The sequence below is a fragment of the Rhodococcoides navarretei genome, assembly GCF_038069675.1.
Taxonomy (GTDB): domain Bacteria; phylum Actinomycetota; class Actinomycetes; order Mycobacteriales; family Mycobacteriaceae; genus Rhodococcoides; species Rhodococcoides navarretei.
The window spans coordinates 1189856-1214261 of the sequence record NZ_JBBPCN010000001.1 but is presented as its reverse complement, the minus strand read 5'-3'; the positions used below and the strand labels follow the sequence as shown (position 1 = coordinate 1214261).

Sequence of the window (24406 nt, the reverse complement as noted above, 5' to 3'; positions counted from 1 at the left end):
AGGAGTACGGATGAGCGAGAACGACAAGCCGGTATCGGAATTGGGCTACGAAGAGGCCCGCGACGAACTCGTGGGTGTGGTGAAGATCCTCGAGCAGGGCGGACTCGATCTCGACGCCTCCCTGGCCCTGTGGGAGCGGGGAGAGCAGCTGGCCACTCGCTGCGAGGAGCAACTCGCCGGTGCCCGCAAACGTATCGAGACCGCGCTCGCGAGCACCGAGAAGGACAGCTAGGGCGCGAGCGGTTCGGTGACCTCGAGTGCCTGTGCGAGCGTGGTGAATTCCTCTGTGGTGGCGGTACCACCCAGCAGGATTCGCACGTCGCCGAAGTCCGAGACCCAGTAGGTCCGCGAACCCTCTTCGCCGTAGACCACCCAGTCTCGACCCGACACGCTCTGCGCGCCCGACGCGTAGACCGTCTCGTCGCCTGCCACGAAGGGAACCAACACGTCCTCGACGGCGCTGGTCTGGGTCAGCTGGAGATACGCACCCGATCCGGTGATGTATCCGACAGTCGACACCGGTCCGCCGTTGTCGCCCGAGATCGTTGCGCTACTGCCCGAATTCGGCGTCCAGTCCTCGGGAACGACCGGATTGCGCACCGGAAAGCCGATCTGCGATGCGTCGTACTGCAACGCGGTGTCGATGTCGAAGTTCGGAATGGGCCCCTGCTTGGGTCCGCCGGGGCTCAGCGAGCATTGACTGGCAACACCTGCGATCAGCAAACAAGCGATGACCAGCGGAATGAGCGACCAGACCATGTCGCGGTTGTTGTTGAGAATCCGAGGTTTGCTGTTTGCCACACCACCAGTATCCCCTCTGCGCAGCAGTGGTCGGTCGGCGCGTGCCTCACAGTCGACCCGACCCCACCGCGGGCATCACAGAAGTGAGATAATCCTGCCTGGGTAACACCCCACCAACCAGGAGGCTACAAACCGATGACGGCCAGCACCGAGTCCACTCGCGCCATGGCGCCAGATCGCAACCTCGCACTCGAACTCGTCCGCGTCACCGAGGCCGGTGCGCTCGCCTCGGGTCGCTGGGTCGGTCGCGGCGACAAAGAAGGTGGCGACGGAGCTGCAGTCGACGCGATGCGTCAGTTGGTCAGCTCGGTCTCGATGCGAGGCGTCGTCGTCATCGGTGAGGGCGAGAAGGACGAAGCGCCGATGCTCTACAACGGCGAGCAGGTCGGCAACGGCAACGGCCCCGAGGTCGACTTCGCCGTCGATCCCGTCGACGGGACCACGCTCATGGCCAAGGGCATGCCCAACGCCATCTCGGTTCTCGCCGTCGCCGAGCGCGGCGCGATGTTCGATCCGTCCGCTGTCTTCTACATGAGGAAGATCGCCGTCGGACCCGACTTCGCGGACGTCATCGACATCACCGCACCGGTCGCAGAGAACATCGCCCGCGTCGCCAAGATCAAGAAGGGATCGACCTCCGACGTCACGGTGTGCATCCTCGACCGACCCCGGCACGCCGAGCTGATCCAGCAGGTACGCGACACCGGAGCTCGCATTCGACTGATCTCCGACGGTGACGTCGCCGGTGCCATCGCCGCCGCCCGACCCACCTCCCCCATCGACATCCTGATGGGCACCGGCGGAACCCCCGAAGGCATCATCGCCGCAGCCGCCATGCGCTGCATGGGTGGCGCGCACCAGGGCATGCTGGCTCCGACCGACGACGACGAACGCCAGAAGGCGATCGACGCCGGACACGATCTCGATCGCGTTCTGTCCACCGAAGACCTGGTCTCGGGCGAGAACGTCTTCTTCACCGCGACCGGCGTCACCGACGGAGACCTGCTTCAGGGCGTCCGCTACTCGGGCGGGGGCGCACACACGCAGTCCATCGTGATGCGCTCGAAGTCCGGCACCGTCCGCATGATCGACGCGTACCACCAGCTCAACAAGCTCAAGGAGTACTCGACCATCGACTTCGACGGCGACACCTCCGGCGCCATCCCGTCCTTCTGACCGTCCGCTCGACGAAGTTTCCGCTCCCCTACCGAGGCAAGAGGTCAATGACAGAGAACGAACAGCAGTTCCGGATCGAGCACGACACCATGGGAGAGGTTCGCGTTCCCATCGATGCGCTCTGGCGTGCCCAGACGCAGCGTGCCGTGGAGAACTTCCCCATCTCGGGCCGTCCGCTCGAGCGCACCCAGATCCGCGCGATGGGCCTGCTCAAGGCGGCCTGCGCACAGGTCAACAAGGATCTCGGTCTGCTCGACGGCGCACTGGCCGACGCGATCGTCGCCGCAGCCACCGAGATCGCCGACGGCAAGCACGACGACCAGTTCCCGATCGACGTCTTCCAGACCGGCTCGGGCACCAGCTCGAACATGAACGCCAACGAGGTCATCGCGTCGATCGCCAAGGCGAACGGCGTCGAGGTGCACCCCAACGATCACGTCAACATGTCGCAGTCCTCCAACGACACGTTCCCGACGGCCACTCACGTCGCCGCCACCGAGGCAGCCGTCACGTCGCTCGTGCCCGCGCTGCGTCACCTGCACGAGGCACTCGTGGTCAAGGCCACCGAGTGGAAGCACGTCGTGAAGTCCGGCCGCACCCACCTGATGGATGCCGTTCCGGTCACCCTCGGTCAGGAATTCGGCGGCTACGCCCGTCAGATCGAAGCGGGCATCGAACGCGTCGAGGCCACCCTGCCGCGTCTCGGTGAGCTGCCCATCGGCGGCACCGCCGTCGGCACCGGCCTCAATGCACCCGACGGCTTCGGCCCGAAAGTCGTTGCAGAACTGGTCAAGTCGACCGGCATCGATGCACTCACCGCAGCCAAGGATTCGTTCGAGGCGCAGGCTGCCCGCGACGGACTCGTCGAGGCATCGGGCGCACTGCGCACCATCGCGGTCTCGCTGACCAAGATTGCCAACGACATTCGCTGGATGGGATCGGGACCGCTCACCGGACTCGGCGAGATCGCCCTCCCGGATCTGCAGCCCGGCAGCTCCATCATGCCCGGCAAGGTCAATCCTGTTCTGCCCGAGGCTGTTACGCAGGTCGCGGCCCAGGTCATCGGTAACGACGCCGCAGTGGCATTCGGCGGTGCATCGGGCGCATTCGAGCTCAACGTCTACATCCCGATGATGGCGCGCAACGTGCTCGAATCGTTCAAGCTGCTCGCCAACGTCTCGGTACTGTTCGCCGACAAGTGCGTCGTCGGCCTCGAAGCCAATGTGGAGCACCTCAAGACCCTCGCCGAGTCCTCGCCGTCCATCGTGACGCCGTTGAACTCCGCGATCGGCTACGAGGAAGCGGCCGCCGTCGCCAAGCAGGCACTCAAGGAGAAGAAGACGATCCGTCAGACGGTCATCGACCGCGGTCTGATCGGCGACAAACTCAGCGAGGCCGAACTGGACAAGCGCCTGGACGTCCTCGCCATGGCGAAGGTCAAGGACTAGTTTTCCCGTTCGCCCTGCCGGACCCCCTGAACGCGTGAATGGTCCATTGCACTGCCGAGACGTGTGCAATGGACCATTCACGGTTTCGAAAGGGGCGAACCTCAGGCCAGGTGCGCGAGTTCCTCGCGTGCCTTCAGGCCGTCCTCGCCCAGATCGGTGCGATCGAAGATCTTCCAGCCCACGAGCAGCGGCTTGAACACCTTGTCGCGTTCCTGATCGGCGTCGTAGATTCCGGCTTCGGCGAGGGCGGCGGTGCTGCTGCCGCGGTCGGGGAGGTCGACCTCGGGGATCTTGAATCCGTTGATCCGGTCTGCGATGGCGCGGGCGGCCTGATCGGGCACCACGGCGAAGGCCTCGTCGAGGATGCTGGCGAAGAATGCCGACTGCAGCGCGTCGTCGTCGGCGATCCGGCCGAGGATGGTGGCGAGCACCGGGTCCTTGCCGAGGGCGATGGTGTTGCGGTTACGCAGTGAGGCTGCCGCTTCCTCGATGGCGAAGTGCGCGAGGATGTCGAGCAGACCCTGGCTGGGCGCATCGAATCCGAGTGTCATGTGCTCCATCCGAACGCGCTCGAGGGCGACCGGGTCGACCGCGCGCTTGAGCACCAGGAAGTTGCGCAGCACGATGGACTGCCGGTTCTCCTCCGAGGTCCAGCGGCCGGTCCACTTCCACCAGGCTCCGAGGCCGGTGAGCGCGTGGGCCAGTTCGCGGTGGTACGCGGGCAGGTTGTCGGCCACCAGCACGCCGACCGTGGCGGACAGGATTTCGACATCACTGAGGTGCGACTGCTCCGGCGTCCAGTCCTCGCCGCCGAGGAACGCGAAGTTCTTGCCCTCGTCGAACGGCGCGAGATCGTGTGGATGCCAGTCGCTGGCAGCTTCGATGTGGCGTCGTAGATTCTCTTCGACCGCGGGCTCCAAACGGACCAGCAGATCACCGTCGGACAGGTTCGTAGACATGCGGTAACCGTAGCGCCTGCGCCCGAGCGCCCGACGTCGCGCCCCTGACCATTGTGAATTGTCCTAACGCCAGGTCGCCGCAGGTCTATTCTCAGGTGCATCCAGTCATCGAAGTGAGGACTCCTCATGATGCGGTCGGGTCGAAATTTTCTGTGTCTTGCTGTTGTGTGCTCGATGGTCGTGCTGGGTGGGTGCACCGACGACGCACCCACTGCATCCAGTCCACCGACCTCCGAGCCCGCACCGCCCAGCGACCTCTCCCCCGGTCAGGTCGCGGGTGTCGATGTTCCTTCCGGTCGCATCGACGAGGCGGTCGGCAAGCTCGACGGCATCGCCGAGGAGCTGATGGCGTCGTCGAACATCCCCGGTATGGCCATTGCCGTCGTGCACGGCTCGGATGTCGTCTACTCGAAAGGCTTCGGCGTTCGCGAAGTGGGCACGGACGACCCCGTCGACGGTGACTCGGTGTTCCAGTTGGCCTCACTGTCCAAATCGGTCGGTGCGACGGTCATCGCGTCCCAAGTGGGAGCGGGCGTGATCGACTGGTCGACGCCGGTGGTCTCGGAGTTGCCGTGGTTCGCGCTCGACGACCCGTGGGTGACCGAGAACATCACGGTCGGCGACTTCTATGCCCATCGAAGCGGCCTACCCGAGCATGCAGGCGATCTGCTCGAGGACCTGGGCTACGACCGGCGCCAGGTTCTCGAACGCCTCCGGGAGGTCCCTCTCGACCCGTTCCGCTCCACCTACCACTACACCAACTTCGGCATCACGGCTGCGGCCGAGGCCGTCGCTGCGGCGTCGGGCAAGGACTGGGACACGCTCAGCCAGGACACGATCTACGGCCCTCTGGGCATGACCTCGACGAGCTCGTCATTTTCGGACTACATGGCTCGGGCCGATCGGGCCGTACCTCATGTCCTCGTCGACGGCGAGTACCAGGCGAAGTATCAGCGACAACCCGATCCACAGACCCCGGCCGGTGGCGTCAGCTCCTCGGTGAACGATCTCGCGAAGTGGCTGACGATGCTCGTGGCCGACGGGACCCACGACGGCCGACAGCTGGTCGATCCCGACGCCCTCCTGCCTGCCGTCAGCGCGCAGATCGTCTCGAGCCCCTCCGCGACCCCGGATTCACGCGCCGGCTACTACGGCTTCGGGTTCAACGTCTCCACCAGTGCGGCCGGCCGCACGACGGTGAGCCATTCGGGAGCGTTCGCCCTCGGAGCCGGCACCAACTTCGTGTGGATTCCTTCGCTCGACGTCGCCATCGTCGTACTGACCAACGCCGCACCGCTCGGTATCGCCGAAACGGTGACTGCCGAGTTCGCGGACCTCGTCCAGTTCGGTGAGGTCCGGGAGGATTGGCGGACGCTGTACAAGAATGCGTTCGCCGGGATGAGCGAACCGGAGGGCGAGCTCGCGGGCACAACCCGTCCCTCGAATGCTGCTGAACCACAAGCCCTCTCATCGTACGAGGGGGTGTATCAGAACAGCTACTGGGGGCCGGCGACGGTAACGGAGGTCGACCAGCAGCTGACGTTGACCCTGGGCCCCGATGGAACCACCTACGAATTGATGCCCTGGGACGGTGACACGTTCACCTTCGAGCCGAGCGGTGAGAATGCACCCGACGGGTCCATTTCCCAGGCGACGTTCGACGCGAATACGCTGACACTCGAGTTCTTCGACGGCGATGGATTGGGGCGGTTCACGAAATGACCGAGACGCAGCAGGCAACCGAGACCGTAGTGGATCTGTTCGACGCGTTGAGAAGTCGAGATACCGAGCGCGCGATGTCGCTCCTCGACGACCGGATCGTGTGGCACAACGTCGGATTACCGAAGGTACGCGGTCACTCGAACGTGGGCAGGTTCATGGCCACGCTTGCCAAGCCTGCGTTCGGCTTCGACGTGATCGTGCACAACATCGCGGCCGACGGAGATGTCGTGCTCACCGAGCGCACCGACGTCCTGATCTGGCGGCGGCTCCGGATCGAATTCTGGGTGTGCGGAACCTTCGAGCTGCGCGACGGCAGAGTAGCTGTGTGGCGCGACTATTTCGACAACGTCGATTTCCTGAAAGGCCTTGTGCGCGGGGCATTCCGGGCCGTAGTGGGCCGGTGACCCTTGTGAGCGAAACTTCGTAGTGGGCTACGAGGCAGGAGTGGAGCCTGCGGAACGACCCGCAGGCTCCACGCTCACAAGGGGGGTCAGGCTCCTGAAGGCCCGAATTCTTCGAGCATTTCCGTCACCAGTGCCGCGATCGGTGAACGCTCGCTGCGGGTGAGGGTGATGTGCGCGAAAAGTGGGTGGCCCTTGAGCTTTTCGATCACCGCAGCGACTCCGTCGTGGCGTCCGACGCGCAGGTTGTCTCGCTGAGCGACGTCGTGGGTGAGTACGACGCGCGAGCCCGAACCCAGCCGGGACAGAACAGTCAGCAGCACGTTGCGCTCGAGTGACTGCGCCTCGTCGACGATCACGAACGAATCGTGGAGCGAGCGGCCACGAATGTGCGTGAGCGGCAACACTTCCAGCATTCCGCGGGCGATGACCTCCTCCATCACCTCCGGGCTCGCAAGCCCTTCGAGGGTGTCGAAGACGGCTTGTCCCCATGGACCCATCTTCTCGCTCTCGCTACCGGGGAGGTAGCCGAGCTCCTGGCCGCCGACGGCGTAAAGAGGCCGGAAGACAACGACTTTCCGATGTGAGCGACGTTCGAGGACGGCCTCCAGCCCGGCAGTCAGCGCCAGAGCGGACTTGCCTGTACCGGCTTTTCCACCGAGCGAGACGATGCCGATGCTCTCGTCGAGCAGAAGATCGAGCGCCACACGTTGTTCCGCCGATCGGCCGTGCAAGCCGAATGCCTCACGCTCACCGCGCACGAGCTGAATCTGCTTGTCGGGCGTGACGCGCCCCAGCGCACTCTGCCGCCCGGCAAGCAGTCGAACTCCGGTGTGGCACGGCAGGTCTCGCGCCTCGGCCAGGTCGATGACACCGTCGTTGAACAGTGTGTCCACGGCGTCGGGCTGCACGTCGAGCTCGGTCATGCCGGTCCACCCGGACGGCACCACGTCGTGTGCGTGGTACTCGTCGGCGGGAAGCCCGACAGCACCGGCCTTGACGCGCAGCGGGATGTCCTTGCTGACCAACACCACATCTTTGCCCTCGGCCGCCAGATTCAGGGCGCACGCGAGGATTCTGGAGTCGTTGGAGTCGGTACGGAATCCGACGGGAAGTACCGAGGGATCGGTGTGGTTGAGCTCGACTTGCAGTGTGCCACCGGAGGTTCCGATGGGAACCGGCTGGTCGAGTCGACCGAACTCGACGCGAAGGTCGTCGAGCATGCGCAAGGATTCCCGCGCGAACCATCCCAATTCGTGATGGTGGCGTTTGCCCTCCAACTCGCTGATCACGATCAACGGAAGTACCACATTGTGCTCGGCGAACCGAATAACTGCCCAGGGATCCGAGAGCAGGACCGAGGTATCGAGCACGAATGTCCGAAGAGGGGCGGAAACGGAGCGTGAAGTGGTCACGTGGGGCTCCTACGTCTGCGCGGTACCGCGCAAACTCTGTCGCTCGGCCGGTCGGGTCCGATGTGTCAGGTGACACGAGGACCGGGTACCGGCCCTCTCGCGCTCACTAGCTCAGTCACGTATCAGAACCTCCCGCACAGGTAGCTTCCCCGCTGCCTGTTACTGCCGACGGTACCGCCGAAATCGCGTGGGGGCTCGCTGGAAGTCTGGCGTGTCGGTGAACAACGCGTTACGTCGACGTCACCCCAGGTCGGCAGCCAACCGGTGCCGAACGCGCCCTCCCCGGACGCGTCAATGGACCACTGCATACGCCTGAGCGCTGCAACGGTCCATTGACGCAGACCAGCGTGCTGGGTGAATGGACCACTACATACGTCTGAGCGCTGCAGTGGTCCATTGACGCGGAACGGGGTGGGCGGGCGGAACGGGGTGGGCGGGCGGAACGGGGTGGGCGGGCGAACCGGGGTGGGCGGGTGAGGGTGGGTGGACGAGAGCCAGGGTCAGCCCAGCAATCCCCAGTCTTCGAGGCCCTCGTACAGCGGCGTGCTCTGTGCCAGTTTCACGACGCGGTCCTTCAGGGAATCGCTGGCCTCGCCGGTGGCCAGGGCGGTACCGATGATGTCGGCGACCTCGGTGAACTCGGCTTCGCCGAATCCGCGGGTGGCCAGTGCGCCGGTGCCGATGCGCAGGCCGGAGGTGACCATCGGCGGGCGCGGGTCGAAGGGCACTGCGTTGCGGTTGACGGTGATGCCGACCTCGTGCAGGAGGTCCTCGGCCTGCTGCCCGTTCATCTCCGAGTTGCGCAGGTCGACGAGAGCGAGGTGCACGTCGGTGCCGCCGGTGAGGACCGAGACGCCCTTGTCGGCGACGTCGGATGCGGTGAGGCGCTCGGCGAGCAGCGAGGCACCGAGGAGGGTGCGCTCCTGACGCTCCTTGAACTCGGGCGTCGCGGCGATCTTGAAGGCAACGGCCTTGGCTGCGATGGCGTGCATCAACGGCCCGCCCTGCTGACCGGGGAACACAGCCGAGTTGAGCTTCTTGGCCCATTCCTTCTTGGCCAGGATGATGCCGGAGCGGGGTCCGCCGAGGGTCTTGTGCACGGTGGAGGAGACGACGTCTGCGTACGGCACGGGCGAGGGGTGCACGCCTGCGGCGACGAGTCCGGCGAAGTGCGCCATGTCGACCCACAGCAGGGCACCCACTTCGTCGGCGATGGAGCGGAACGCAGCGAAGTCCTGGTGGCGCGGGTAGGCCGACCACCCGGCGATGAGCACCTGTGGCTTGGCGGCAATGGCCTGTTTGCGCACCTCGTCCATGTCGATGCGGTGGTCTTCTTTGCTGACGCCGTAGGACTCGACCTCGTAGAGCTTGCCCGAGAAGTTGAGCTTCATGCCGTGGGTGAGGTGGCCGCCGTGGGCCAGGTCGAGGCCCATGATCTTGTCGCCCGGGTTGATCAGCGCCATCAGCACGGCCGCGTTGGCCTGAGCGCCTGCGTGCGGCTGCACGTTGGCGAACTCGGCACCGAAGAGTTCCTTGGCGCGGTTGCGCGCGAGATCCTCGACGATGTCGACGTGTTCGCACCCGCCGTAGTAGCGGCGGCCGGGGTAGCCCTCGGCGTACTTGTTGGTCAGGACGCTGCCCTGGGCCTGCAGCACCGCGCGAGGGACGAAGTTCTCCGACGCGATCATCTCGAGAGTGTCGCGCTGACGTCCCAGTTCACCGGCCATCGCCTCGGCGACCTCGGGATCGAGTTCGGCCAGTGACAGGTTGTTGACGTCAGTCATAACAGGAGTCTCCAAGGGACAGCAGAGTAAGGGGCTATGCCAGTTTACGAGACGCGCAGTGCACCGGGTGTCAGCGGCTCGTCGAGCAGCCTGCCGAACAGTTGCGCGCGCGCACTGGCCGTCTCACCACGGTCGAGCCAGCCGGCGAGCAGCTTGTAGCCCTCGACGTAGGTGCTGATGTAGGCGCGCCAGAGCGGGGAGGACAGAAACCGCAGGCTGTGCCGGGCCCGCTGGGGTGATGCCAGTGACCACCTCTCGAGGTACGCAGCCACGTCGTCCTCGCTCTTGTGCTGATCGTGCAGCAGCAGCGCGGCGTCCTGCCGAACCCCCAACAGCTGGCTCGACGCGGCCAAGAGACGCTCGGCCTTCTCGCCGTCGAATCGCAGCCCCAGATCGGCGTAGATCTCCTGCGCCCACAGTCCCCAGCCTTCGCCGACGACGGCTCCGAGCGCGTGATCGGCCAGCCCCTCGGCCATCAGGCACTGCGGAGTGTTGACCACGAACAGCGTCTGCTCCAGCTGCCCTGCGCCGACCAACCCGGTCTCCTTGCGGCAGTGCTCGGTGTGGTGTCCGGGATAGGACTCGTGCGCGATCAGGTGGGGCAGGTTGGCCATCTGCTGTTCGATGTCGGAGTTGATCGCGACGGTGGACTGGAAGTTGCCGAGGTAGTAGTTGAAGCCGGACCACGGCTTGTCGCCGACTACCTCGTACGTCACCTTCTCGTTCTCGGGCAACGAGTATTCGGCGCGGACGCGGTCGCGCAATGCGGACGAGAACGCCTCGACGCAGTCCTGCAGTCGGTCGGCCGGAATCACGTCGGCGCGGCGATGCGCGATCAACCGTTCACCGAGGGAACCGGGACCGGCGAGGACCTCGTCCATCTTGCGATGAGCCTGCAGGTACTGGTCCTGATCGCCCGGAGCGATGCGGACATCGAAGTAGGAGTACACCTCGTCGACGAAGCCGATGTCCTCGCCTGCGAACTTGCGCGCCGAGCATTCGAGAGCGCGCAGGTGAACATCGAGGAACGTCGTGCGCTCGGGTGTCAGATCGACGTTGCCGAGCTCGGCGCGCAGTGTCTGTGCTCGACGGATCAGCTCACGCGGCTCGGGCGCGGGGGCGTTCTCGGTGGTGCGACGCAACTCGGGATCGCCGGTGTACGCGTCGACGAATCCGTCTTCGAGCCGGTCGAAACTCAGGCCCAGCAGCAGGTATTCACGAACGAGGGAAGCAGCATCCATATCCGAACCCTAGTACGGCGAACGACCCCGCCCGTGCGTGACGGACCGGCACCGAGCACAATCGGGAACCATGCGACTCGCGCTCGACAGGAGCTCAGCCGATTCCTCTGCAGCTCCGACCAGTTGGAGCCGTGCGTGAGCGAGTCCAGTCCGTACGTCGAGTTCGACCGTGTGCAGTGGCGCACGCTGCGCCAATCGACGCCCCTGGTGCTGACCGAGGAAGAACTCGTCGGCCTGCGCGGTCTCGGTGAACAAATCGATCTGGACGAGGTGGCCGAGGTCTACCTGCCGCTCGCACGATTGATCCACCTCCAGGTCGCGGCTCGGCAACGGCTGTTCGCCGCGACCGCGACGTTCCTCGGCGAGAAGCATCCCGACCGTCAGGTCCCCTTCGTCATCGGTGTCGCGGGCAGCGTCGCTGTCGGGAAATCGACGACGGCCCGTGTGCTGCAGGCACTCCTGGCTCGGTGGGACCACCATCCGCGGGTCGACCTCGTCACCACCGACGGATTCCTGTACCCGACGGCCGAGCTCATGCGTCGAGGAATCCTGCATCGCAAGGGATTTCCCGAGAGTTACGACAGGCGCAAGCTGCTCAGATTCGTCACCGAGGTCAAGTCCGGGACCGAAGAGGTGGGCGCTCCCGTCTACTCGCACGTCTCGTACGACATCGTCAAGGGTCAGTACCACATGGTCCGGCAGCCCGACATCCTGATCGTGGAGGGGCTCAACGTATTACAGACCGGACCGCGGTTGATGGTCTCGGATCTGTTCGACTTCTCGATCTACGTCGACGCTCGGATCGAGGACATCGAGAGTTGGTACGTCAAACGCTTCCTGGCGCTACGCAAGACGTCGTTCACCGATCCGTCCTCGCACTTCCATCACTACGCCGGCCTGTCCGACGATCACGCGCAGATCGCGGCCGAGGATCTGTGGCATTCGATCAACCTGCCGAACCTCGTGGAGAACATCCTGCCGACGCGACCGCGGGCGACGATGGTGCTGCGCAAGGACACCGACCACGCGATCAACCGGCTGCGGCTTCGTAAGTTGTAGATCCAGGTCGTGAGTGGAAATTCGTAGCAGGCTACGAATTGCCGTGCACGTCAGATACCGAAGCGTCGGTGTCTGGCGGCGAAGTCGCGCAGCGCGCGCAAGAAGTCGACGCGACGGAATTCGGGCCAGTAGGCCTCGGTGAACCAGATTTCCGAGTACGCGCTCTGCCACAGCAGGAAGCCGGAGAGTCGCTGCTCGCCCGAGGTGCGGATGACGAGATCCGGATCGGGTTGGCCCGAGGTGTAGAGGTGGCTGCCGATTTCGTCGACGTTGATCGAGGCCACCAATTCGTCGCCGCTGACGCCCTCGGCGATCTTCTCGCTCACCAGGGACTGCACGGCGTCGGCGATTTCCTGCCGACCGCCGTATCCGACGGCGACGTTGACGTGCGTTCCCGACCGACCCTCGGTGAGCGCAGCTGCTTCCTTGAGTCGCCGCGAGGTCGACGCGGGCAGCAGATCGAGGGTGCCGACGAGTTTGACGCCCCAGTTCATCTCGGGCCCGCAGATCTCCTCTACGACGTCGGTGATGATGTCGAGCAACGAATCCAACTCGTCGGCGTCGCGGCGGAGGTTCTCGGTGGAGAGCAGGTAGATGGTGGCCATCTCGATCCCGGCGGCGTCGCACCAGCCGAGCATCTCGGCGATCTTCAAGGCCCCCATGCGGTGCCCGTGCGCGACGTCGGTGAACCCGTTCTCCCGCGCCCAGCGGCGATTGCCGTCGCACATCACTGCTACGTGACGCGGGTGCTGAACTCCTTCGAGCTGGCTCAGCAGACGCCGCTCGTACACGTTGTAGAGAACGCCGCGGACCTTCTGCGGAATGATCACCACTGCTTCGTCACCGCTGCTCTCATCACCACGAAGGATCACCTTACGCCGACGTCTGCGAGCCGGTCGCCGGTACAGTAGCGTCGGAACCTACGGTTGCGTAGGTTCAGCGGACGGCACGGGAGGCAATCTTTCATGACGATGTTCGGACTGGACGAGATACCGGTCAAACCTCGCATGCGCGGCTGGATTCACCTGTACGCGTTCGGCGTGGCAGTGGTGTGCGCGATCACTCTCGTCACGCTCGCGTTCAGCATGGTCTCGGTCAGCGCGGGTGTGGCCGTGAGCGTGTATTCCATCACCGTCTGCGGCGTGTTCGGGGTCAGTGCCACCTATCACCGTGTGCACTGGATGACCACGGCGTCGCAGATCTGGATGAAACGCGCCGATCATTCGATGATCTTCCTGTTCATCGCAGGTAGCTACACCCCGTTCGCCGTGCTGGGTCTGCCCGCGTCGACCGGACGCACGCTCCTGATCGTCGTGTGGGTCGGAGCCCTGGCCGGGGTGGCTCTGAAGATGTTGTGGCCCACCGCTCCCCGATGGGTCGGGGTACCGCTGTACCTGATTCTGGGCTGGGCCATCGTCCCGGTGGCTCCGACGCTCATCGAGCAGGTCGGGTACGCACCGTTTCTGTTGCTGCTCGTGGGTGGGATCTTCTACAGCGTCGGGGCGGTGCTGTATGCCACCAAGTGGCCCAATCCCTGGCCGACGACCTTCGGCCACCACGAGTTCTTCCATGCGGCAACGGTGTTGGCGGCGATCTGCCATCTGGTCGCCGTGTGGCTCGTGCTGTTCTGACGACGCGTCCCAAGGGCTCCGAACACCACCTCGGCGACGTCACTTCCGCAGTGCGAGAGCCAGATCGTCGGCTGAGGTCACGGGACGGTCGCACACGAAGCCCCGACACACGTACGCCGTTTCCAGGCCGTCGACGGGCGGACGATCCATCAACAACACGGACGAGTTCGTCACCCCGGCGACCACCACGGAACCACCCGGAACCGACGCCCGGACGGCGGAAAGCAGGTCCCCGCCCGGTGCGGTGGACACCGCAACCTGAATCGGACCGCGAACGGATGCCTCGGCGACAGCCAGCCAGTGTCCGCCGGACCTGGGCGCGCGTTCGAGAATCGACGCCGACCGTGCCAGCGACGCAGCCGCCAGCTCGCCGTAGCGCGCCGAGGAATTGTGGTCGACCAACGCAGCTGCAGTAAGCAGTGCCTCGGTCATCGTGGATGCACCCGACGGAGTGGCCCCGTCGATCGGGTCACGCGGCCTGGTCACGAGGGTCTCGGCGTCGTCGGCGGTGTCGAACCACCCGCCGACATCGTCGGGGTCCGCGAAGTGCTCGATCGCAGCATCGATGACCGACGTCATGCGCTCGATCCACACTGCGTCTCCGGTGGCCTGGAACAGCGCTGCCGCGGCGACCGCGAGACAAGCGTAGTCCTCGAGCACGCCGGTGGCCTCGCCGACTGCGCTGCCGAGTGAAGCCCGACGAATCCGGCCCGCCTCGACGTGACGGGCGAAGAGTTGCTCGCTGCATTCGACCGCCGCGTCGACCCACCTCGGGTGCCCCAGCCCGGTGCCTGCCTCGACCAGTGCAGTGATCGCCAAGCCGTTCCACGCGGTGACCACCTTGTCGTCGCGGCCCGGTTGCGGCCGCGTTGCGCGGGCGGCCGACAGCGTGCTGCGCACCCGGGCGAACCGGTCGTAGTCCTCGGGTTCGGCAGGCAGCTGTAGAACCGACATGCCGGCCTCGAACGTGCCTGCGGAGTTCACCGCGAACAAGCCTGCGGCCCACACGCCGTCCTCGAAGCCGAGGGTCTCGATCAGCTGCTCCGGAGTCCACGCGTAGGTCAGACCCTCGATACCTTCGGTGTCGGCATCGAGTGCCGATGCGAAACAGCCCTCGGCCGTGCGTAGTTCGCGGAGCATGAACTCCGCAGTGTCCGACGCCACCCGCCGGGCGAGCGGATCGTCGTCGACCCGAGCCGCGTGGGCGTAGAACCGCAGCAGCAAAGCGTTGTCGTAGAGCATCTTCTCGAAATGCGGGACGACCCATTCCGCGTCGACGGAGTAGCGCGCGAATCCACCGCCGAGCTGGTCGTAGATGCCCCCACGCGCCATCGCCGACGCGGTGCGGCGAACGACGCCGAGTACCTCGTCGTTGCCGGTGCGCTCGTAGTGCCGGAGCAGACCCTCGAGCAACGCGCCGGGTGGGAACTTCGGTGCCCGGCCGAAGCCGCCGTAGGTGGTGTCCTCGTCGGCGCAGATCGCAGAGACCGAGGCCGCCAACGCGTCGGCGTCGATCGGTCGTCCACCGGCGGGCACGCCTGTGCTGTGCTTGCGCAGTTCGGTCACGATGTCGGCGGAGGCGTCGAACACCTCCTGTCGCCGTGTCGCCCAGGTGTCGGCGATCGCGGTGAGCAACTGCTGAAACGACGGCATTCCCTGACGCGGGGCAGGCGGAAAGTACGTACCGCAGTAGAACGGTTCGGTGTCGGGGGTGAGAAAGCACGTCATCGGCCACCCACCCTGACCGGTCATCGCGACGGTGGCGTTCATGTACACCGAGTCGAGGTCCGGTCTTTCCTCACGATCGACCTTGATGCACACGAAGTGCTCGTTCATCAGCGCCGCGGTTGCCTCGTCCTCGAACGATTCGTGTGCCATGACGTGGCACCAATGACACGCCGAGTATCCGATCGACAGCAGAATCGGAACATCGCGATCGCGGGCGGACTGCAGAGCCTGCGGGCCCCACTGCTGCCAGTGCACCGGGTTGTCCGCGTGCTGCCGCAGATATGGGCTGGTGGACTCACCCAGGGCATTGGCGTCGAGCATCAGGTCTCGTCGGGGACGGCGGGTTTGGGTCGATTCCGTTCCGATGGGGCCGCATCCGCTATACCGCCACGATCGGTGCCCTCGTCGAGAGCCTGATCCAGCGTCGGATCCTCCTGCTCGAACGTGGCAGGCAGACGCTTGATCTTCTTGTTCATCGACCAGATCAACAGTGCCGTTCCGACCAGCAGTGCCACCAGGATCACCAGACCGATCGGCGAGGACTTGCCGAACTCGGGGCCGGTGGGCTGCTGGGCGAGGATCGAAACGATCATTTGTCGGTCTCTTCTATTCCGGCGAACAGGTCCGTCTCGGGCAGCGACGTCGTGACCCGAGTACGGGCCAGTTCGAACTCCTCGGTGGGCCACAGCTTGCGCTGCACGTCCAGCGGCACGGCGAAGAAGGATCCGTTGGGATCGATCTGCGTTGCATGCGCCCGCAGGGCGTCGTCGCGCTGATCGAAGTGATCACCGACGGTGACCTGCGTGGTGATACGACCCATGATCTCGTCGCGCTGGCCGTCCCACCGCTTCAGCCAGTCGACGAACGGGCTTTCTTCACCGCGGTCGATGAACCAATCGTGGAAGAGCTGCATGCGCTTACGGATGAACCCGTGCGAGTAGTAGAGCTTGAGCGGAGTCCAGGGCTCACCCGCATCGGGGAAACGCTCGGCGTCTCCTGCTGCCTCCCACGCCGCCATCGAGACCTCGTGGCACCGAATGTGGTCGGGGTGGGGGTAGCCGCCGCGCTCGTCGTAGGTGGTGATGACGTGGGGCTTGAACTCGCGTACCACCTTCACCAGGGCCTCGGTCGAGACCTCCAACGGAACCAAGGCGAAGCAGCCGTCGGGTAGCGGTGGCATCGGGTCGCCCTCGGGCAATCCGGAGTCCTCGAAGCCGAGCCAGGTCTGCTGCACGCCGAGGATGCGGGCAGCCTCGGCCATTTCCTCGCGTCGAACATCCCGGATGCGCTCGTGCACGCCGGGAATGTCCATCGCCGGATTGAGAATGTCTCCCCGCTCGCCACCGGTGAGGGTCACGACCAGAACATCGTGTCCTTCGGCCGCGTAGCGAGCCGTTGTCGCAGCGCCTTTGCTGGATTCGTCGTCGGGATGGGCATGTACTGCCATGAGCCGCAGTCCGGACACGTTCTTCCTCACCTCGGATTCGCCTGATTCTTGCCTGCCCCTATAGTTCCACCTGACGCCGACAGGCCCCCAGCGGCACCCCCGAATCGATCCCGAGAGCGGCCATGACCAACGCACTTCCCGCAGGTAGATACCCGTCGGGTTCCGGCCCCAGCGGTATTCGGCAGGCCCCGAAACGTGCGACGAAGATCGCACTGGTGGCCTTGGTCCTGCTGGTCGGGGTGGGCGTGGCCTACTACGCGTACAGCAAGTTCTCGGTCAAACCGATCGAGGGCAGTCAACTTTCGTTCGACATCGTCGACGACTCCACGATGTCGATCCGTTTCAGCGTCACCCGACAGGACCCCGAACAACCGGCCGTGTGCATCGTCCGTGTTCGCTCACGCGACGGCTCCGAGACCGGCAGGCGTGAGCTGTACATTCCACCGGAACCCAGGTCCACCACCGTGGAGCTGACCACCGAGGTGACGACGTCGGCTGCCCCTGCCGTCGGCGACGTCTACGGCTGCAGCCTCGATGTTCCCGAATATTTACGAGCCCGATAGGCGAACTGCCTGTTCGTGGTAAGGTCAGGTCATACACGGCCACCGCAGTAGGTGCCGTGTATTGCTGCATTGCGGGCAGGGTTCACCTGCGAACGATGACGACGGCTCCAGGATGTGGGCCGACCAAGGGGATCCAACCATTGGAGTCCCCTGTTCGTTGCGTGCCCTACCTGCTCAGAGACCGGAATCCGAACTCGAGATTCCGACTACGAGGGAGTGATCGAGATGACCGAGACCCAGGTGACCTGGCTTACCCAGGAATCACACGACAGGCTCAAGAGCGAACTCGACCAGCTCATTTCCAATCGCCCCGTCATCGCCGCCGAGATCAACGAGCGTCGCGAAGAGGGCGATCTGAAGGAGAACGGCGGCTACCACGCTGCGCGCGAGGAGCAGGGCCAGCAGGAAGCACGTATCCGCCAGCTGCAGGAGCTGCTCAACAATGCGAAGGTCGGCGAGGCACCCACTCAGTCCGGCGTCGCCCTGCCCGGGTCCGTCGTCAAGGTCTACTACGACGGCGACGAGTCCGACACCGAGACGTTCCTGATCGCCACCCGCGAAGAGGGTGCCCGCGACAACAAGCTCGAGGTGTACTCCCCCGCGTCACCGCTGGGCGGATCGCTCATCGACGCCAAGGTCGGCGACACCCGCGAGTACACGCTGCCCAACGGCAAGACCATGAAGGTCACGCTCGTCAGTGCGGAGCCGTACCACACGTAAGCCTTCGCACAGAAGACGCAAAAGCACCCCCGGCCGCCGAGCGACCGGGGGTGCTTTTCTGTCCGAATGCTGTCAGGCGGTCATCGTCTTCTGGTACTTGCGTACCGAGAGCGGCACGAACACCACGAGCATCAACACGACCCAGATCAGCGTGTAGAGCACAGGGTTCTGCAGTGGCCACACCTCCGGCGGCGGTGCCATCGGGTTGGTGTTGCCGAACTGCTCGCGCACCGCCAACGTCACCGACGAGATCGGGTTCCATTCCGCGATGGTCTTGAGCACGCTCGGAAAATTGTCGATCGGGACGAAGGTGTTGGCGATGAACGTCAACGGGAAGATCACGATGAACGACGCGTTGTTGAAGATCTCCGGGGAACGCACCGTGAGTCCCACCAGCGCCATCACCCACGAGATCGAGTACGCGAACAGCAGGAGCAACACGTAGCCGAGCACTGCGTCGAAGAACGAGGACGTGATGCGCCAGCCCACGATGAGTCCGGTGATCGACATGATCGTGATGGTGACGAGGTTGTTGCCCACATCGGCCGCGGTGCGCCCGATGACGACGGCCGACCGCGCCATCGGCAGCGACCGGAACCGGTCCATGACGCCCTTCTGCAGATCCTCGGCCAGTGACGACCCGGTGAGGGAGGCCCCGAAGATCATCGTCTGCACGAAGATGCCGCCCATCAGGAAGCTCTTGTAGTCGATGCCGGGTACGTCGATGGCACTGCCGAAGACGTAGGCGAAGAGCAGCACGAACATGATCGGTGACAGCATCGCGAAGAACAGCAGATCGGGAACTCGCTTGAGCTTGATCAGGTTTCGCTTGGTGATGATCGCGGAGTCCAGGAAAACGTTGCTCATTTCTCTTCCTCCGCCGTCTCGGGCTCGCCGGTGGTCTGACCGGTCAAGCTCAGGAACACATCGTCGAGGTTGGGCCGCCGCAGTCCGACGTCGACCACGCCGATGCCCGCCGCGTCGAGCTGAGCCAGGGCAGTGGACAGGTCTTTCGAGCCTCCGTTGACCGGCATGACGATCCGGCCCACCTGTTCGTCGAAAGTGGGTGGCTCGACGCCGATCGGGGCCAGGATCTGCATCGCTCGATCTACCTGAGATCGATCGGTGAGCACGAATTCGACTCGCTCACCGCCGGTTTGAGCCTTGAGCTCGTCCGCCGTACCGCGGGCGATGATCTTGCCCTTGTTGAGCACGATGATCGAATCGGCCAACCGGTCGGCCTCTTCGAGGTACTGGGTGGTCAACAGGATGGTCGTGCCGTCGCGCACGAGGTCTGCGATGAACTCCCACATGGTGATTCGACTGCGCGGATCGAGTCCCGTGGTGGGTTCGTCCAGGAAGACCACCCGCGGCCGACCGATCAGGCTGGCCGCGATGTCGAGTCGTCGACGCATACCGCCCGAGTACTGCTTGGCTGTGCGATCGCGTGCGTATTCCAGATCGAATCGCTCGAGCAGTTCCCCGGCTCGCTTCTTGGCCTCCGCTTTGCGCAGTCCGAACAGCCTGCCGACCATCTCGAGATTCTCGTATCCGGTCAGATACTCGTCCACGGCCGCGAACTGGCCGGTCAGTCCGATCGTGCTGCGCACCTCGTTTGCCTGAGTCGCGACGTCGAGCCCGAAGATCGTGGCCGAGCCCGATGTCGCCTGCAACAGGGTGGCGAGAATCCGGACTGCCGTGGTCTTTCCTGCACCGTTGGGGCCGAGCACACCCAACACCGTGCCCTCGGGAACGGTGAAATCGATCCCGTCGAGCGCGACGTTCTTTCCGTACCGAAGTACGAGATCCTCTACTTCTATAGCGTTCGCCATTGCCCTGTCCCCGTTTCTCTCCTGGTCGGTGTAAGGACTTCCGAACGCGTAGAGATTAACCGGTCTTGATCGGACCGGGCGTCCACAGACCCGAACGCTTGACCTCTTCGGCTGTGATCTGCGCCGCTTGCGCCGAGTCGTCGTACGGGCTGTACTGCTCGATCGATCCCCAGTCGCGGTCCCAGTCGCCGGACAGATACGACGGGATGGTGCGGGCGGAGGCCACGATGTCGATCCACCCGAGCGGACCACCGCCGAAATGGTCCTGCCACGCATTGGTGATGACGGCACCGCTGCGATCCGGCAACACCCGGTACTGCGGAACTTCGGCGACCCCGAGGCGGTGCTCGAACGGACGCTGGCAGGGGAAATTGAAGCCGACCTCCCAGTCCAGCAGCACCGGAGCGTCACGGCCGACGACTTCGTTCAACGTCTGGGTGCGCGGAACCCGCGGCGGGGTGACCGCCAACCATTGGTCGGGATCACGATCGTCGTCGGTCAGCACGAGCCGAACAGTGTTGGTGCCGGACGGAATCAGATCCATGGGCACGCGCAGGTTGCGCCACGACGGCGTCGGGCCGATGTCGATGGGTGTCACGCGACCCTGCGCCCGGCCGTCGACTCCGTACTCGAGTTCGAGGCTCTGCCCGTAGGTGACGATACCGTCGGAGTCGACCGAGCGGATGCGTCCGGCAGCGGCGATGGAGATCAGGTCGCCCGGATCGGACGGCAGCGCATACCAGCCGGTGGTCAACGTGGCAGGGGTATCGGATCCGAACGAGCCGAGTACCGGGACTTCTCGAGGCTCCAGGCCGAACGGCAATGCGCTGCCCCCGGTTCCGGCTCCGGTGGTCGACGTCGGCTGCTGTTGCTCCTCGGTATCGACGGTGTTCGAGGTGCCCGACGCCGAGGCCTCCTTGTCCGCGGTGAGGTCGCCCGCCACGCCATCTGGGGTGAACCCGTCGTTGTCGGCACCCAGGGCGGCGAAGGCGTCCCCGCTGACCGGTTGCAGCACATCGGCATTGGGGTTCGTCTCGAGCAGCACGTCGTTCGCCAGACCGCACGTGTTGCCGGCCAGCGCCGACAGGTTCGATTTGGCGACCGAGTACGACGGCCATTGCGCCACAGCGCCCTTGGCCATCGACGCGACGGCCACCAGCACCATCAGAGCGGCTGCGACAGCGACAGGCGGTACCGACCACCAGCGCGCCAAGGGCTTGTCGGTGCGCACGTACGGCGCGCGGAGATGGAACCAGACGGCTGCGAGCAACAGCAGCAGGGTCAGGCCGAGGAACATGGTCGAGATACCGAGACCGGCAACGAGGATCGGCTTGTCCCAGAACGGAACTCCCCACGCCGAGACGTACCAGTATCCGTTGGTCCCGGTGAACGCGACGGCCATCAGGAACGATACGGCGGCGGCGAACAACAGTCGGTTGCGCCGTGATCGCAGCACCGCCGCGCCGGTTGCCACGGCTGCCAGCACCGCCACCGATGCGGCGAGACCGGCGAACACCCCGAAGTGATGGGTCCACTTGGTCGGCGTGATCATCATCAAGGCCATCGCCCCGACGGTGATGCCGACGATGCGCCGCCCCGGACCCGTTGCGGTGCCGGGGATCTTGCCGCCCTTCCGCAGCATGGCAACGACCACCGCGATCAGCGAGACGATCATCACGAACACTCCGAAGCGGCGCGCGAGCGAGCCGTCGATGTCCATGTTCATCAGCCACTGGTAGCGCAGATACTCGTCGAACCATGCCCGGCTCGGCCCGACCGCGGTGTGCACCCGTTGCATCTCGAGCATGCCCGCCACGGTCTGGTTGCCGAACGCGAACACCAGCACCACCGTGCCCGACGCCACCAACGGGGCGAGCAGCGTCGCCGCGCCCAGTGTTGTACTGCCGAACTCGCGAGCGCGGGCGACGACGATCTGCAGCACCGGCCTGGCTCCAGCTATGAGCGGAGCGAAGCAGATGAAACCGGAGGGTCCGTGGGTGACCGTCAACGCGGCGATGAGAATAGCCGCGGCCGCAGGCAGCAACCTGCGCGTTGCGATGGATCGCTCCACCGAGCACCACGTCAGCAACACTCCGAGGGCCACGAACGGTTCCGGGCGCAGGCCGTTGTTGTACGGCAGCCAGAACGCGAGCAGCACCAGCCCGCCCGTCCACAGCGCGGTTTTCGAAGCGCGAGCGGCGGCACCGAACCGAGGTATCACCTCGCGACTGATGACGAGCCACGCGACGACCGCGCAGATCAGCGTCGGTAGGCGCATCCACACACTGGCCGTCGAGACGTGCGCCATGAGTCCGAACATGTCGTAGAGCGGTGTGCCGAACGGTGTCTCGGGCACACCGAAATAGCGGAAGTAGTTGGCCATGTACCCGGCGCTGTCGGCCGTGCGCGCCATGCCCAGCTGGTAACCGTCGTCGGAGGTGTTCGCGCCGATGAGATGCCACACCAGCAGCGTCCCGATCACCACGGCATCGGCAGCGCCGAAGGTCCACCATCGACGCGGGAGGAAGCGTCGGGCACGTCGGCCGTCGGACAGGTCGAGGCGGTGCAGTGCCACCAGGGAGATGCCTGTGGCGAGTACGCCGACGATCATCGCGAACCACTTCAGCGCGCTCGGGGTCGACGAGAACCTACTGTCCAGCTCGGCCTGCAGCTGCAGACCGGGAATGTTGCCCTGAAGATCGCTGAACACTCCGACCAGCTGTGGCCGAAGGTCCCCCTCGCGCGTCACGGTGTCTTCGCCGGTCAGTCCGACAGTGGTCGTGGTGCCGTTCGAGGTGATCGTCAACGAGCAATCGCCCGCAGTCGACGGGCTCAGTTCCGAGACCGGCTTCTCGAGGAGAACCGAATCACGCAGCGTCACCTTCAACTGCGACGCCTCTGCGCCCGTCACCCCACTGCCCGTTACTTCTGCGACCAGGCCGTACCGATAGGCGTCGGGCGATCCTTCGGGCGAGGTCGACAGCACCACCCCGCCGTCGGAGAGCTGATCTGCGGCGACACACGGGACCGTCGCGTCGACGCTGATCGGGGTGTAGCCGACGAGTGGAGCCTCGACACTGCCGATCGTGTCCGACTGTGGCCACGTCAGGGAGGACTGCTGCTGCTCGATCGGCAACAGCGGTATCGCGATCGTCAGCAGAATTCCCAGGACAGCGGAGACGATCGCGACGAGCCGAGCCATGCAAATATCTCCCACCGATGTCCTGGTTCAAGTCGCTGCTCAAAGTACCAGTGCCACCTGTGCGGCCCGGGAGATCAGTTCTCCACGTGCACCGCATACCCGGCCGCACCCAAGGCATCGAGCACCGAACCGCGATGGTCGGGTCCGCGCGTCTCGACGGTCAACATCACGTCGACCTCCTCGAGGCCCAGGCGTCCGCCGGTACGGGAGTGGACGACGTCGACCACACTGGCCCCGGCGTCGCGAACCACACCGAGCACGCCGGTGAGTCCGCCCGGTTTGTCCGAAATCGTCACGCGTACAGCGAGATAGCGTCCACCGGCACGGAGACCGTGGGTGATGACGTGCGTGAGCAGCAGTGGGTCGATGTTCCCGCCGGAGAGGACGGCACACACCGAGCCGGTCAATCCGAGCTCGTCCGCCGAGTGCGTCATCAGCGCCGCCACGGCAGCGGCACCCGCTGGTTCGACGATGAGTTTGGCGCGTTCGATGCACAGCACCAGAGCCCTCGACAGAGCGTCTTCACTGACGGTGACGACGTCGTCCACCCAGCCCTGCACGTGATCGAACGGCACCGATCCGGGCAGACCGACCGCGATGCCGTCGGCCATCGTCGACATCGATGTCAACGCGATCGGATGCCCCGCCTTCAGCGACGCCGGCCACGCGGCGGCGCCCTCGGCCTGCACGCCGACGACCCTGATATCGGGCTTGGTCAGCTTGACCGCCGCGGCGACACCGGCCAACAGTCCCCCGCCGCCGGTGGGAATCACGATGGTGCCGACGTCCGGCATCTGCTGAAGCAGCTCGGTCCCGAGTGTCGCCTGCCCCGCGACGATGTCGAGATGGTCGAACGGATGGATGAGGGTGGCACCGGTGCGTTCGGCGAATTCTCTGGCCGACTTCAGCGCCTCGTCGACGGTGTTGCCCACCAGATGGACCGTAGCTCCGTATGCCTTGGTGGCCACCAGCTTCGGCAGCGACGCCCCTACCGGCATGAACACCGTCGAAGCGATCCCCACCTGCGACGCCGCCCAGGCGACACCTTGAGCATGATTGCCTGCGCTGGCCGCGACGACCCCGCGTGCGCGCTGCTCGGCGTCGAGCCTGGCGATGCGGTTGTACGCTCCGCGGGGCTTGAACGATCCGGTGCGCTGCAGGTTCTCGCATTTGAGTCGCACCTCGTGGCCGGTGAGGTCCGACAGAATTCGCGAGGCCACCACCGGCGTCCGGCGCATGACCGGCTCCAGCAGCTCCTCGGCCGAGGAGATATCCGA

At 65.2% G+C, this 24406-nt stretch carries 22 protein-coding genes; 9 read left to right on the top strand and 13 right to left on the bottom strand.

The annotated features are described in order from the left end of the window. The first annotated feature begins 10 nt into the window (after nt 1-10). Nucleotides 11-232, top strand: a complete 222-nt coding sequence (locus tag AABD04_RS06035) for an exodeoxyribonuclease VII small subunit (protein ID WP_037191413.1) — start codon at nt 11-13, stop codon at nt 230-232. Here the strand turns inward: AABD04_RS06035 and AABD04_RS06030 are convergent. Next, complete coding sequence (locus AABD04_RS06030; protein WP_341440512.1) at nt 229-801, bottom strand: DUF4245 domain-containing protein; 573 nt, start codon at nt 799-801, stop codon at nt 229-231. The two genes, AABD04_RS06035 and AABD04_RS06030, sit on opposite strands and share 4 nt — an antisense overlap. Nucleotides 802-936: 135 nt before the next feature. Between AABD04_RS06030 and glpX the strand changes: the two genes are divergently transcribed. Together glpX and AABD04_RS06020 are read left to right on the top strand one after the other, a co-directional pair. Continuing rightward, complete coding sequence (gene glpX, locus AABD04_RS06025; protein ID WP_243595998.1) at nt 937-1977, top strand: class II fructose-bisphosphatase; 1041 nt, start codon at nt 937-939, stop codon at nt 1975-1977. A gap of 47 nt (nt 1978-2024) precedes the next feature. After that, entirely contained in the window at nt 2025-3425 is a 1401-nt protein-coding gene (locus AABD04_RS06020; protein WP_243595999.1) for a class II fumarate hydratase, read from the top strand. A 101-nt stretch (nt 3426-3526) separates the two neighbouring features. On the opposite strand, the gene AABD04_RS06015 is transcribed toward AABD04_RS06020, so the two are convergent. Further along, the gene (locus AABD04_RS06015; protein WP_341440511.1) at nt 3527-4384 is read right to left on the bottom strand and encodes an acyl-ACP desaturase; all 858 of its coding nucleotides are present in this window, start codon (nt 4382-4384) and stop codon (nt 3527-3529) included. 129 nt (nt 4385-4513) lie between these two features. On the opposite strand from AABD04_RS06015, the gene AABD04_RS06010 reads away from it, so the two are divergent. Both AABD04_RS06010 and AABD04_RS06005 read left to right on the top strand, forming a co-directional pair. After that, nucleotides 4514-6106 (top strand): serine hydrolase, encoded by a 1593-nt coding sequence (locus AABD04_RS06010; RefSeq protein WP_341442966.1) that lies wholly within the window; start codon nt 4514-4516, stop codon nt 6104-6106. Continuing rightward, nucleotides 6103-6510, top strand: a complete 408-nt coding sequence (locus AABD04_RS06005) for a limonene-1,2-epoxide hydrolase family protein (RefSeq protein WP_341440510.1) — start codon at nt 6103-6105, stop codon at nt 6508-6510. Before AABD04_RS06010 ends, AABD04_RS06005 begins: the two co-directional genes overlap by 4 nt. 86 nt (nt 6511-6596) lie before the next feature. Here the strand turns inward: AABD04_RS06005 and AABD04_RS06000 are convergent, their stop codons facing one another. From AABD04_RS06000 to AABD04_RS05990, 3 genes are all read right to left on the bottom strand, one after another. Next, nucleotides 6597-7922 carry a PhoH family protein gene (locus AABD04_RS06000; protein WP_243596003.1) on the bottom strand — a complete coding sequence of 442 codons (1326 nt, stop codon included), beginning with the start codon at nt 7920-7922 and terminating at the stop codon, nt 6597-6599. A 500-nt stretch (nt 7923-8422) separates the two neighbouring features. Continuing rightward, the gene (glyA, locus tag AABD04_RS05995) at nt 8423-9706 is read right to left on the bottom strand and encodes a serine hydroxymethyltransferase (protein ID WP_341440509.1); all 1284 of its coding nucleotides are present in this window, start codon (nt 9704-9706) and stop codon (nt 8423-8425) included. Between the two features lie 44 nt (nt 9707-9750). Continuing rightward, nucleotides 9751-10947 carry a DUF885 domain-containing protein gene (locus tag AABD04_RS05990; RefSeq protein WP_341440508.1) on the bottom strand — a complete coding sequence of 399 codons (1197 nt, stop codon included), beginning with the start codon at nt 10945-10947 and terminating at the stop codon, nt 9751-9753. 123 nt (nt 10948-11070) lie between these two features. Here AABD04_RS05990 and coaA point away from each other — a divergent pair, with 123 nt between their 5' ends. Beyond that, nucleotides 11071-12006: a type I pantothenate kinase gene (gene coaA / locus AABD04_RS05985; RefSeq protein WP_341442965.1), complete on the top strand. Its 936-nt coding sequence runs from the start codon at nt 11071-11073 to the stop codon at nt 12004-12006. A 50-nt stretch (nt 12007-12056) separates the two neighbouring features. Here coaA and AABD04_RS05980 read toward each other — a convergent pair whose 3' ends face one another. Beyond that, nucleotides 12057-12839 (bottom strand): isoprenyl transferase, encoded by a 783-nt coding sequence (locus AABD04_RS05980; protein ID WP_121873590.1) that lies wholly within the window; start codon nt 12837-12839, stop codon nt 12057-12059. 132 nt (nt 12840-12971) lie between these two features. Here AABD04_RS05980 and trhA point away from each other — a divergent pair, with 132 nt between their 5' ends. Next, the gene (gene trhA / locus AABD04_RS05975) at nt 12972-13637 is read left to right on the top strand and encodes a PAQR family membrane homeostasis protein TrhA (protein ID WP_341440507.1); all 666 of its coding nucleotides are present in this window, start codon (nt 12972-12974) and stop codon (nt 13635-13637) included. 39 nt (nt 13638-13676) lie between these two features. Here the strand turns inward: trhA and AABD04_RS05970 are convergent, their stop codons facing one another. The 3 genes from AABD04_RS05970 to mca are packed head-to-tail and all read right to left on the bottom strand — an operon-like array spanning nt 13677 to nt 16830. Then, nucleotides 13677-15686, bottom strand: a complete 2010-nt coding sequence (locus AABD04_RS05970; protein WP_341440506.1) for a thioredoxin domain-containing protein — start codon at nt 15684-15686, stop codon at nt 13677-13679. Then, complete coding sequence (locus AABD04_RS05965) at nt 15686-15958, bottom strand: hypothetical protein (protein WP_243596008.1); 273 nt, start codon at nt 15956-15958, stop codon at nt 15686-15688. The genes AABD04_RS05970 and AABD04_RS05965 overlap by 1 nt, the downstream gene beginning before the upstream one ends. After that, nucleotides 15955-16830: a mycothiol conjugate amidase Mca gene (gene mca / locus AABD04_RS05960; protein WP_243596009.1), complete on the bottom strand. Its 876-nt coding sequence runs from the start codon at nt 16828-16830 to the stop codon at nt 15955-15957. Before mca ends, AABD04_RS05965 begins: the two co-directional genes overlap by 4 nt. Nucleotides 16831-16934: 104 nt before the next feature. Here mca and AABD04_RS05955 point away from each other — a divergent pair, with 104 nt between their 5' ends. Both AABD04_RS05955 and greA read left to right on the top strand, forming a co-directional pair. Beyond that, complete coding sequence (locus AABD04_RS05955; protein WP_243610665.1) at nt 16935-17375, top strand: DUF4307 domain-containing protein; 441 nt, start codon at nt 16935-16937, stop codon at nt 17373-17375. Nucleotides 17376-17600: 225 nt separating this feature from the next. After that, entirely contained in the window at nt 17601-18095 is a 495-nt protein-coding gene (greA, locus tag AABD04_RS05950; RefSeq protein ID WP_032394210.1) for a transcription elongation factor GreA, read from the top strand. Nucleotides 18096-18167: 72 nt separating this feature from the next. Here the strand turns inward: greA and AABD04_RS05945 are convergent, their stop codons facing one another. From AABD04_RS05945 to ilvA, 4 genes are all read right to left on the bottom strand, one after another. Continuing rightward, entirely contained in the window at nt 18168-18962 is a 795-nt protein-coding gene (locus AABD04_RS05945; protein ID WP_341440505.1) for an ABC transporter permease, read from the bottom strand. Beyond that, entirely contained in the window at nt 18959-19927 is a 969-nt protein-coding gene (locus tag AABD04_RS05940) for an ATP-binding cassette domain-containing protein (protein WP_341440504.1), read from the bottom strand. Before AABD04_RS05940 ends, AABD04_RS05945 begins: the two co-directional genes overlap by 4 nt. 55 nt (nt 19928-19982) lie before the next feature. Next, nucleotides 19983-23129: an arabinosyltransferase domain-containing protein gene (locus AABD04_RS05935; protein WP_341440503.1), complete on the bottom strand. Its 3147-nt coding sequence runs from the start codon at nt 23127-23129 to the stop codon at nt 19983-19985. A 74-nt stretch (nt 23130-23203) separates the two neighbouring features. Beyond that, a complete protein-coding gene (ilvA, locus tag AABD04_RS05930) occupies nt 23204-24367 on the bottom strand; it encodes a threonine ammonia-lyase (RefSeq protein ID WP_279396034.1) in 1164 nt (387 codons plus the stop codon). Nucleotides 24368-24406: the final 39 nt, after the last annotated feature.

Coding starts and splice junctions, on each gene's coding strand:
- AABD04_RS06035 (WP_037191413.1), top strand. CDS start 11: ATGAGCGAGAACGACAAGCCGGTATCGGAATTGGGCTACGAAGAGGCC.
- glpX (WP_243595998.1), top strand. CDS start 937: ATGACGGCCAGCACCGAGTCCACTCGCGCCATGGCGCCAGATCGCAAC.
- AABD04_RS06020 (WP_243595999.1), top strand. CDS start 2,025: ATGACAGAGAACGAACAGCAGTTCCGGATCGAGCACGACACCATGGGA.
- AABD04_RS06015 (WP_341440511.1), bottom strand. CDS start 4,384: ATGTCTACGAACCTGTCCGACGGTGATCTGCTGGTCCGTTTGGAGCCC.
- AABD04_RS06010 (WP_341442966.1), top strand. CDS start 4,514: ATGCGGTCGGGTCGAAATTTTCTGTGTCTTGCTGTTGTGTGCTCGATG.
- AABD04_RS06005 (WP_341440510.1), top strand. CDS start 6,103: ATGACCGAGACGCAGCAGGCAACCGAGACCGTAGTGGATCTGTTCGAC.
- glyA (WP_341440509.1), bottom strand. CDS start 9,706: ATGACTGACGTCAACAACCTGTCACTGGCCGAACTCGATCCCGAGGTC.
- AABD04_RS05990 (WP_341440508.1), bottom strand. CDS start 10,947: ATGGATGCTGCTTCCCTCGTTCGTGAATACCTGCTGCTGGGCCTGAGT.
- trhA (WP_341440507.1), top strand. CDS start 12,972: ATGACGATGTTCGGACTGGACGAGATACCGGTCAAACCTCGCATGCGC.
- AABD04_RS05970 (WP_341440506.1), bottom strand. CDS start 15,686: ATGCTCGACGCCAATGCCCTGGGTGAGTCCACCAGCCCATATCTGCGG.
- AABD04_RS05965 (WP_243596008.1), bottom strand. CDS start 15,958: ATGATCGTTTCGATCCTCGCCCAGCAGCCCACCGGCCCCGAGTTCGGC.
- AABD04_RS05955 (WP_243610665.1), top strand. CDS start 16,935: ATGACCAACGCACTTCCCGCAGGTAGATACCCGTCGGGTTCCGGCCCC.
- greA (WP_032394210.1), top strand. CDS start 17,601: ATGACCGAGACCCAGGTGACCTGGCTTACCCAGGAATCACACGACAGG.
- AABD04_RS05945 (WP_341440505.1), bottom strand. CDS start 18,962: ATGAGCAACGTTTTCCTGGACTCCGCGATCATCACCAAGCGAAACCTG.
- AABD04_RS05940 (WP_341440504.1), bottom strand. CDS start 19,927: ATGGCGAACGCTATAGAAGTAGAGGATCTCGTACTTCGGTACGGAAAG.
- AABD04_RS05935 (WP_341440503.1), bottom strand. CDS start 23,129: ATGGCTCGGCTCGTCGCGATCGTCTCCGCTGTCCTGGGAATTCTGCTG.
- ilvA (WP_279396034.1), bottom strand. CDS start 24,367: ATGCGCCGGACGCCGGTGGTGGCCTCGCGAATTCTGTCGGACCTCACC.